The 9,751-nt window shown below is 68.8% G+C and carries 9 protein-coding genes and 1 tRNA gene; 5 read left to right on the top strand and 5 right to left on the bottom strand.

All coding sequences use genetic code 11. The annotated features are described in order from the left end of the window. Positions 1-18: 18 nt before the first annotated feature. Positions 19-91 (bottom strand) — tRNA-His (locus tag AC2VOK_RS21270). Positions 92-142: 51 nt separating this feature from the next. Continuing rightward, on the bottom strand, positions 143-790 hold the full coding sequence (orn, locus tag AC2VOK_RS21265; protein ID WP_428902213.1) for an oligoribonuclease: 648 nt from the start codon (positions 788-790) through the stop codon (positions 143-145). A gap of 100 nt (positions 791-890) precedes the next feature. Between orn and AC2VOK_RS21260 the strand changes: the two genes are divergently transcribed. Continuing rightward, entirely contained in the window at positions 891-2,459 is a 1,569-nt protein-coding gene (locus AC2VOK_RS21260) for a helicase HerA-like domain-containing protein (RefSeq protein WP_428902212.1), read from the top strand. A gap of 23 nt (positions 2,460-2,482) precedes the next feature. On the opposite strand, the gene cmrA is transcribed toward AC2VOK_RS21260, so the two are convergent. Further along, positions 2,483-3,289 carry a mycolate reductase gene (gene cmrA, locus AC2VOK_RS21255; RefSeq protein WP_428902211.1) on the bottom strand — a complete coding sequence of 269 codons (807 nt, stop codon included), beginning with the start codon at positions 3,287-3,289 and terminating at the stop codon, positions 2,483-2,485. A 90-nt stretch (positions 3,290-3,379) separates the two neighbouring features. On the opposite strand from cmrA, the gene AC2VOK_RS21250 reads away from it, so the two are divergent. Further along, a complete protein-coding gene (locus AC2VOK_RS21250) occupies positions 3,380-4,711 on the top strand; it encodes an MFS transporter (protein WP_428902215.1) in 1,332 nt (443 codons plus the stop codon). 6 nt (positions 4,712-4,717) lie between these two features. On the opposite strand, the gene AC2VOK_RS21245 is transcribed toward AC2VOK_RS21250, so the two are convergent. Both AC2VOK_RS21245 and AC2VOK_RS21240 read right to left on the bottom strand, forming a co-directional pair. Further along, the gene (locus AC2VOK_RS21245; protein ID WP_428902210.1) at positions 4,718-5,530 is read right to left on the bottom strand and encodes an MmpS family transport accessory protein; all 813 of its coding nucleotides are present in this window, start codon (positions 5,528-5,530) and stop codon (positions 4,718-4,720) included. Between the two features lie 63 nt (positions 5,531-5,593). After that, positions 5,594-6,250 carry an SACE_7040 family transcriptional regulator gene (locus AC2VOK_RS21240; protein WP_428902209.1) on the bottom strand — a complete coding sequence of 219 codons (657 nt, stop codon included), beginning with the start codon at positions 6,248-6,250 and terminating at the stop codon, positions 5,594-5,596. Positions 6,251-6,884: 634 nt separating this feature from the next. Between AC2VOK_RS21240 and AC2VOK_RS21235 the strand changes: the two genes are divergently transcribed. The 3 genes from AC2VOK_RS21235 to AC2VOK_RS21225 form a co-directional block, all read left to right on the top strand. Then, positions 6,885-7,631, top strand: a complete 747-nt coding sequence (locus AC2VOK_RS21235) for a CoA transferase subunit A (RefSeq protein ID WP_421529686.1) — start codon at positions 6,885-6,887, stop codon at positions 7,629-7,631. A 73-nt stretch (positions 7,632-7,704) separates the two neighbouring features. Continuing rightward, positions 7,705-8,361, top strand: coding sequence for a CoA transferase subunit B (locus AC2VOK_RS21230; RefSeq protein WP_428902208.1), 657 nt, complete (start codon positions 7,705-7,707; stop codon positions 8,359-8,361). A gap of 8 nt (positions 8,362-8,369) precedes the next feature. After that, on the top strand, positions 8,370-9,751 hold a 1,382-nt coding region (locus AC2VOK_RS21225), incomplete at its 3' end, for a carboxyl transferase domain-containing protein (protein ID WP_428902214.1).

The following is a 9,751-nucleotide window of genomic DNA, read 5'->3' as shown; positions in this document are numbered from 1 at the left end:
GACGCCCCTGCGCTTCGGGGTGAGTGACGGGACTCGAACCCGCGACCCCCAGGATCACAACCTGGTGCTCTACCAACTGAACTACACTCACCATGCTGCCGGGCCGGCCCCGTGGCGGGGCCAACGAACGGCGACGTCGATACTAGCCGGTCGTTGGCTCGGGGGCCGAATCGTTTGGTCGCGCTGCGTCGCGTTGGCTCGCAAGGCGGGCGGCTACCGCCTCGATTTCGCTGGTAGAGGGCCCTGGCGGCGAGACGAAGGCGGTCCGGCGGTAGTACTGCAGCTCGCGGATGGATTCGTGGATGTCGGCCAGCGCCCGGTGGGCCAGTCCCTTGGCCGGCTGACCGAAGTAGATGCGTGGGTACCAGCGTCGGCAGAGTTCCTTGATCGAACTCACGTCGATCATCCGGTAGTGCAGGAACGAGTCCAGGGCGGGCATGTCGCGGGCGATGAAGGAGCGGTCGGTGGCGATGGAGTTACCCGCCAGCGGCGCGCTCTTCGGTTGTCTGACGTGGTCGCCGATGTAGTCCATCACGATCGCCTCGGCGGCGGCCAGGTCGACGGTGGACGCTTTGACCTCGTCGGTGAGCCCGGATCGCGCATGCATGTCGGCAACGACGTCGATCATCGACGACAGCGCGGCGTCCTCGGCGTGGATGACGACGTCGACTCCCTCGCCCAGGATGTTCAGGTCGGGGTCGGTGACCAGGGCCGCGATCTCGATCAACTTGTCCGAACGCAGGTCCAGGCCGGTCATCTCGCAGTCGATCCACACCAATTCGTCCACCACAGCGCTCAGCGTAGGCGTTACGCGAGCCATCGCTCCCGCTCCCCCTGGCAAGTAGGGTGAGTCTGCCGAGCGGCTGACGATCGGAAAGAGGGCGCAGCACATGAGCACCGAATCAGCGGCGACAGCCGCGCAGCGGATCGCCGGCGGCTACGCGGTCGACGGCCGGGCGCTGGAGCTCGGCAGCGTCGTCGTCGACGGCGTCGCCGATCCGTCCGCGCAGATCCGCATCCCGCTGGCCACGGTCAACAGGCACGGCCTGGTGGCGGGGGCGACCGGCGCCGGCAAGACCAAGACGCTGCAACTCATCGCCGAGCAGCTCAGCGCCGCGGGCGTGGCCGTGCTGATGGCCGACGTGAAGGGCGACTTGTCGGGTCTGTCGTGCCCGGGGGAGGCCAACGAGAAGATCGCCGCGCGCGCGAAGGACACCGGTGACGACTGGGGGCCGACGGCGTTCCCGGTGGAGTTTTTGTCGCTGGGCACCGGTGGGGTCGGCGTGCCGGTGCGCGCGACCGTCGCCGGTTTCGGCCCGGTCCTGCTGTCGAAAGTATTGGGGCTCAACGCTACTCAGGAGTCGACACTCGGGCTGATCTTCCATTGGGCCAGGCAGGCCGACCGTCCGCTCGTCACGCTGGACGACCTGCGCGGTGTGATCAGCCACCTGGCCGGCGACGAGGGTAAGGCCGACCTGAAAGACCTGGGCGGGGTCTCGGCGACGACGGCGGGCGTCATCCTGCGGGCGTTGGTGAATCTGGCCGGCGAGGGCGGTGACACCTTCTTCGGCGAGCCGAAGCTCGACCCGCACGACCTGCTGCGCGTCGACGATCGGGGTCGGGGGATCATCTCGCTGCTGGAGTTCGGCGGTCAATCGTTGCGTCCGGTCATTTTCTCCACCTTCCTGATGTGGCTGCTCGCCGAGCTGTTCGCCGGGCTCGACGAGGTCGGCGACGTGGACAAGCCCAAGCTGGTCTTCTTCTTCGACGAGGCGCACCTGCTGTTCAGCGATGCCTCCAAGGCCTTCCTCGAGCAGGTCGAACAAACCGTCAAGCTGATCCGCTCCAAAGGCGTCGGGGTGTTCTTCTGCACCCAGTTGCCCACCGACGTGCCCAACGACGTGTTGTCGCAGCTCGGCGCCCGCATCCAGCACGCGCTGCGGGCGTTCACCCCCGACGACCAACAGGCGCTCAGCAAGACCGTCCGCACGTACCCCAAAACCGATGTCTACGACCTGGAGTCGGCGTTGACGTCGCTGGGAATCGGCGAGGCCGTCGTCACCGTGTTGTCGGAGAAGGGCGCACCGACGCCGGTGGCGTGGACGCGCATGCGCGGGCCCCGCTCGCTGATGGCCGCGATCGGCAACGATGCGATCCTCGCCGCAGCCAAGTCCAGTCCGTTGCAGGCCAAGTACGGCAACACGGTGCAGCGGCAGCCACTGCCGGCCCGACCCGGCTACCCGTCAAGCCCGTCAAGCCCGTCAAGCCCGTCAAGCCCGTCAAGCGCGTCAAGCCCGTCAGGCGACCCGGTTCCGCCGATGCCTGAACCCTTCGAGCCGGAGCGGCCCAGCCTGCTGAAAAGACTGTGGCACGATCCGGACGTGCAAGGCGCCGTGAACACGGGAATCCGCGAGCTCATCAGAGCCAGGTTCGGCACCGGCCGTCGCAAAGGGAGATAGGAGGGGCCCGCTCGCGACACTCGCTAGCCGCCGCCGAGTTTCCTGTAGAAGCGGCCGACGATGGGCGCGACGATGGCGCGGGGAGCGTACCCGCTGGCCACTGACATGGCTTTGGACGTCAGGCCCGGCACGATGCGCATCTTGTTGCTTTCCAATGCATCCAGCGCGGCCTGGGCTGTGTGCTCGGTGGAGATCCACAGGAAGTCGGGAACCAGTCTTTCCACCAGCGAGGCCTCGGCGTCGTCGGGCAGATCGGTGCGCACCGGGCCCGGCGCCAACAGGGTCACATGTACACCGGAGCCGCGCAGCTCCCCGCGCAACGATTCGCTGAAGGTGTTCGCGAACGCCTTGGTGGCCGCGTACGTCGCGTTGTAGGGGATCGGCGAGTTGCCCGCCGCCGAGCCGGAGACCAAGATGCCGCCGGCCCTGCGCGCCACCATGCCGGGAAGCACGGCCAGCGTGAGGTCGTGCACGGCCACCGCATTCAGCTGGACCTGGGCCTTTTCGCCGGCCGGGTCGAGGTCCTTGACCGGACCGAAGGTCGCGGTGCCGGCGTTGGCGCACAGGATGGAGATCGGACGCGCGGCGAGCTCCTCGCACAGCTTCGCCCGGTCCGCGGGATCGGCCAGATCGGCCGCCCGCACCTCGACGGCGACCCGGTACCTGTCGGACAGGCGCGCGGCCAGTTCGTCGAGCAGTTCCTCGCGCCGAGCGGTGATGATCAGGCTGTGTCCGCGCGCCGCGAGTTCGGTGGCCAGCGCCGCACCGATGTTCTGCGAGGATCCGGTGACGACCGCGCGCGCGTCGGGACTGGGGGCGGGTACCGGCATGCGCCAATGGTAGCCAGGCAGCGCGGCGAAGCCTGGCGCGGCGGGTCGACTGCCCATGCACTATTGCCCATGCACTATAAAGTCGCCGACATGAATCCAGCGGAGTCGCGTTCGGGCGGGCCGCTGTGGTCTCGGGTGGCGGCATGGGCGCTATGGGACTGCGGCTCACTCGGCATGAACGCCGTCGTGGCCACTTTCGTCTTCTCGGTCTATTTGACCGGCAGCGTCGGCGCGGGGTTGTCCGGTGGTACGTCGCCGGCGAGTTGGCTGGGTCGAGCGCTGGCCGTCTCGGGGTTGACCATCGCGGCGTTGGCGCCACTCGTCGGCGTCTGGGTGGAAGCCCCGCATCGTCGGAGAGTGACATTGACGGTCCTGAGCGGTCTCGCGGTGACGTCGACCAGCGCGATGTTCCTGATTCGCGACGACCCCAGCTATCTCTGGGCGGGGTTGGTGCTGCTGTCGGCCACGGCTGCGTGCGGAGATCTGGCCGGCGTTCCGTACAACGCAATGCTGCGGCAGATATCGACGCCGCAGACCGTGGGGCGCATCTCCGGTCTGGGTGCGGCCGCAGGCTTCAGCGGCAGCGTGGTACTGCTGCTCCTGGTCTATACCGGCTTCATTTCCGGCTCCGGCCCGGTGCGCGGGCTGCTGCGCGTGCCGGTCCATGACGGGCTCTATGTGCGGGCGGCGATGCTGCTGACCGCGGCCTGGTTCGCTGTGCTGGCGCTGCCGTTGCTGTTCGTCGCTCACCGGCTGCCCGACTCTGGTGAGGCGGCCTCGCATCCGACGAGCATGCTGGGCGGTTATCGCAAGCTGTGGGCGGAGGTGAGCGCCGAATGGCGCCGCGACCGCAACCTGGTCTACTTCCTGGGGGCCAGCGCGTTGTTCCGGGACGGGTTGGCGGCGGTGTTCGGCTTCGGCGCCGTGCTCGGCGTCAACGTCTACGGGCTCTCGCAGGCGGGCGTGCTGGTGTTCGGCATGGCGGCCAGCGTGGTGGCCGCGGTGGGCGCGGCGACCGGCGGGTTCGTCGACCACCGGATCGGATCCAAGCCGGTCATCCTGGGGTCACTGACGGCGATCATCGTCGTGGCGCTCGCCCTGATGGCGTCGTCCGGTGCGCACGCCTTCTGGGTGTGCGGGTTGCTGCTCGCCCTGTTCGTCGGTCCGTCGCTGTCATCGTCGCGTGCGCTGCTACTGCACCTGTCCAAGCACGGCGGCGAGGGCGTCGCGTTCGGCCTGTACACGATGACCGGCCGGGCGGCGTCGTTCCTGGCGCCCTGGCTGTTCTCGATTTTCGTCGACGCCTTCGGAGCCGTCCGCGCCGGTCTCGGGGGCATCGCCCTGGTGCTGATTGCGGGCTTGCTCGGGATGCTGGCGGTGCGCGCCCCGCTGGGCAACCCCGTCCTTGCCGAACAGGTTTAGTGTCGCTCAGCCCCTGGCATCGCAGATTGTCAGGCCCATCCCGACGCGTCGGCTGACCTGAACCCCGTCGACGGTGACCGTGCAGGTGACGTCGTGGCCGAAGTTCACGATCGTGACGTTCGCCGGACGGACCGGTGACGTGGCCAGACTGACCTGCTTGCTCCACGGCAGCGCGACGTTGAACTCGGTTTGGATGAGGCCGCCGGCGGCGACGTACATGACGCTGAGGGCGCGGCCCTCGCCGGTGACGTTGTAGACGACGTCCTGCATGGCGGCCGACGGGCCTGTCGTGTGGGAGGGGGTTTCCGGCCCGAGCGGCGGCGGCACCGGTGCGGGGCGGGGTGACCGGGGGGTGCGCGTCGGCGGCGCCGTGGTCGGCGTCGGGACCCACGTGCTCGGCTCGGGCATGGGGGGCAGCGGCGGCACGGCGGTCTGGGTCCGGATCGCGCCGTTGACCAGCACCAGCGCGACCACCAGACCCACGACCAGCAGCACCGCCGTCCCGGCGGCGACCCACAGCCAGCGCGGCGTCTTCGGGCCGTCCGGCGGCGGGGGACCCATCCCTTCGGGCGGCGCCTCGCCCGGCGGGGGCTGGCCGTGTTGCTGCCAGTAGACCGGCACCTGTGCGGTCGCGCCGGCCTCGTCGAGCTCGGGGGCCCATGGGGCATAGGGCATGCCGTAGGTCGGCGCGAATGGCGCCTCGTCGGCGTAGGCCGGGTCGACGGGCGGAGGGTACCAGCGACCCCGCGGATCGGTGGGCTCAGACCCCGATAGAGGGGGGCTGAACAGTTCGGGGCGACGTGGATCGTTCATGTCCACCTCATGGCTTGCAGGGTACCTGGGCCGAACCGAAGACCGGTCGCTCACCGTCGGGCACCCGATTCAGGGGCACCGATTTCCCGCTGTGAGCGCGGCGACGGTCATGGCGCGCATGACGGCGCGCGATCTCGCCGCGCGCCCGGGTTTGTTGCGCGAGTTGTCGGGAGACTTCATGGCGTGCGGCGTCGAGTTCAGCAGTCCGAACACCGCGTGGGCCGACAGCCGGGCATCGGCTTCGGCCAGCTCGGGGTTGAGTTCGCGCAACACGCCGACCCAGACCTCCACATACTGGCGCTGCGCTTTTCGGACCTGCTTTGCGGCCGCTTCGGGCAGGTGCGCGAGGTCGCGGTCTTGGATGCGGATCAGGTCGGGTTCCTCGAATGCGAAGTCGAGGTGAAAGTCGATGAGACCGTCGAGAGCCGCGGCCGCGTCGGCGTTGCGGGCCCGCACCGCCCGGGCTCCGGCCAGCAGTCGGGCGCTGATGCCCACCAGCAGTTCGACCAGCATCGACTCCTTGTTGGGGAAGTGCCGGTAAATTGCCGGGCCGCTGACACCGGCGGCGGCGCCGATGTCGTCGAGCCGGACCGCCAGGAAGCCGCGTTCGGCGAACAGCCGTTCGGCGGCCGCCAAGAGTTGCAGGCGCCGGTCGGACTTCAACTGGCTGCGGCGATTCGGCGGCTCGGGATGGCCCGTCTGGCTTTCCGGAGCGGACGCCGTCACGACGGACCTCCCGTGCACAACTCGAACATCCGGTTAATCGCCACTAACGTAGCACGAGCCGGTGACGATCAAGATCGCCGAGCGTCTGGGTTGGTATCCAAACCGGCCGGAGGTCTAATCCTCGTTGGGCTGCAAGCCCCCCGGTGCATACGGACCGTTCACCAACGCCGGGCACGGTTGGTACCCGACGACGAATCGCCCCGTGTCGGGGCAATACTGCGGGGTCAAGCACGGCTGCGTGGCCGTGCATGGACCGGGGCCGGAGATCCATGGTGCGGTGGTGTCCCCCGTCTGAGACGTTCGAGTGGGCACGGCGGGGCTCAGCGGAGCGGGTGCCACGTGAACGCCCAGCGCGACAACCAGAGCGGGGATCAGCGCGGGGATCATGGAACGATGCTACGCCGGAATCGCCAGGTCGGGGACGATGGCGAACGGTCGACAAGTTCCCGATAACCGTGACCGGCAAGGTCCACAGGCACCAGATCCGCGGGCGGGTGATCGATTACCTTCACGGCCGCCACCGACCGGCCCCGCCGCAGCCTGGACGGACGGTGGGGGTGGTGGTATTCTGCCGTCAGTTAATCGTAATTAACTGAATCTTCGCAACCCCCGACGGCGAGGAGACTCTGCGCTCATGGACAAAGTGGTGGCTACCGCTGCGGAGGCGGTCGTCGACATCGCCGAGGGGTCGTCGCTGGCCGTCGGCGGATTCGGGGTCTGTGGCATTCCCGACGCGCTGATCGCCGCGCTGGTCGACAGCGGGGTCACCGACCTCGAGACCGTGTCGAACAACTGTGGCGTCGATGGCGTCGGACTGGGCCTACTCTTGCAGCACAAGAGGATTCGGCGGACCACCGCCTCCTATGTGGGCGAGAACAAGGAGTTCGCCCGCCAGTTCCTCTGCGGCGAACTCGAGGTGGAGCTCAACCCCCAGGGCACGCTGGCCGAGCGGCTGCGCGCCGGTGGGATGGGAATCCCGGCGTTCTACACACCGGCTGGGGTCGGCACCCAGATCGCCGCGGGGGGGCTGCCCTGGCGCTACGACGCCTCGGGCCAGGTGGCGGTGATGTCGCCGCCCAAGGAGACCCGCGAATTCGACGGTGTCATCTATGTTCTCGAGCGGGCCATCCGCACCGACTTCGCACTGGTGCACGCCTGGAAGGGGGATCGGCACGGCAACCTGGTGTACCGCGAATCGGCCGCCAACTTCAACGCCGACTGCGCCGTGGCCGGGCGGATCACCATCGCCCAGGTCGAACATCTCGTCGAGCCGGGAGAGATCGATCCCGCGGCGGTGCACACCCCGGGCGTCTTCGTGCAGCGGGTTGTGCACGTGCCCGATCCCGTCAAGCTGATCGAGAAAGAGACGGTGCGCTCATGAGCGCACCGGCGACCAGGCGAAGCGAAGCGATGAGGTGGGGGTACCGCCCGCTTGCGGGGGAGAGCGGCGTCAGATGAGCTGGAGCAGGGACGGCATGGCTGCCCGCGTGGCGGCGGAATTCGAAGACGGCCAGTACGTCAACCTCGGCATCGGAATGCCCACATTGATCCCCAACCACGTGCCCGAGGGGGTGCACGTGGTCCTGCATTCGGAGAACGGCATCCTCGGCGTGGGCCCCTACCCGACACGCGGGCAACTCGACCCCGACCTGATCAACGCGGGCAAGGAGACGGTCACCACGCTGCCCGGCGCGGCGTTCTTCAGCTCGTCGACTTCGTTCGGCATCATCCGCGGCGGACACCTCGACGTCGCGGTGCTGGGGGCCATGCAGGTCTCGGCCACCGGCGACCTGGCCAACTGGACGATTCCGGGCAAGATGGTCAAGGGCATGGGCGGTGCCATGGACCTCGTGCACGGCGCCCGCACGGTGATCGTGATGATGGAGCACGCCGCCAAGGACGGCAGCCCGAAGATCCTGGAGCGCTGCACGCTGCCGCTGACCGGTGTCGGGTGCGTGAACCGCATCGTCACCGAGCTCGCGGTCATCGACGTCCGCGCCGACGGCCTGCACCTGGTCGAGACCGCCCCCGATGTGTCGGTCGACGAGGTCGTCGCCAGGACCCAACCGCCCCTTGTGATTCCAGCGCACCTGGTGATTCCAGCGCGGTGACCGCCACCATGACCGCGCCCTCGTTCGCCGCAGAGCACCGCCGGCTCGTCGCGGAGCTGAACGCCAAGCTGGCGGCGGCGGCCCTCGGCGGCAACGAGCGTGCCCGGGAACGCCACGTCAGCCGCGGCAAGCTGTTGCCCCGCGACCGCGTCGACCGCCTGCTCGATCCGGGCACCCCGTTCCTGGAGCTGACCCCGCTGGCGGCCACCGGGATGTACGGCGACGAGTCCCCTGGGGCGGGGATCATCACCGGGATCGGGCGGGTGTCGGGGCGCGAATGCGTGATCGTCGCCAACGACGCGACGGTCAAGGGCGGCACCTACTACCCGATGACGGTCAAGAAGCACCTGCGCGCCCAGGAGGTCGCGCTGCACAACCGGCTGCCGTGCCTCTACCTGGTCGACTCGGGCGGGGCGTTCCTGCCGCGCCAGGACGAGGTGTTCCCCGACCGCGAGCATTTCGGCCGGATCTTCTACAACCAGGCCACCATGAGCGCCAAAGGAATTCCGCAGGTGGCCGCGGTGCTGGGCTCGTGCACCGCGGGCGGGGCCTACGTGCCGGCGATGAGCGACGAGGCCGTCATCGTCCGCGAGCAGGGCACGATTTTTCTCGGCGGGCCGCCACTGGTCAAAGCCGCCACCGGCGAGGTCGTCTCGGCCGAGGAACTCGGCGGGGGTGACCTGCACTCGCGGGTCTCCGGTGTCACCGACCATCTCGCCGACGACGACGAGCACGCGCTGCGGATCGTGCGCGGCATCGCGGCCACTTTCGGGCCGCGCGAGCCGGCCCAGTGGGAGATCCGGACCACGGTCGAGCCCGAGCACGCGCAGACCGAGCTCTACGACGTCGTGCCACCCGACCCGCGGGTGCCCTACGACGTCCACGAGGTCATCGTCCGCCTGGTCGACGGGTCGGAGTTCGGCGAGTTCAAGGCCAACTACGGCAAGACGCTGGTGACCGCCTTCGCGCGCATCCACGGCCACCCCGTCGGGATCGTCGCCAACAACGGCGTGCTGTTCGGCGAATCCGCTTTGAAGGGAGCGCATTTCATCGAGCTGTGCGACAAGCGCAACATCCCGCTGCTGTTCCTGCAGAACATCGCCGGGTTCATGGTCGGCCGCGACTACGAGGCCGGCGGGATCGCCAAGCACGGCGCCAAGATGGTCACCGCCGTGGCCTGCGCCCGGGTGCCCAAGCTGACCGTCGTGATCGGCGGATCCTACGGCGCGGGAAACTATTCGATGTGCGGCCGGGCCTATTCGCCGCGCTTTTTGTGGATGTGGCCCAACGCGCGCATCTCGGTGATGGGCGGAGAGCAGGCCGCCTCGGTGCTGGCGACCGTGCGCGGCGAGCAACTCACCGCGTCGGGCACGCCGTGGTCTTCTGACGA

It is taken from the genome of Mycobacterium sp. TH-M116 (assembly GCF_057473685.1).
Note: the sequence above shows the minus strand (reverse complement) of the source record. Positions and strands in the feature narration are given on the sequence as shown.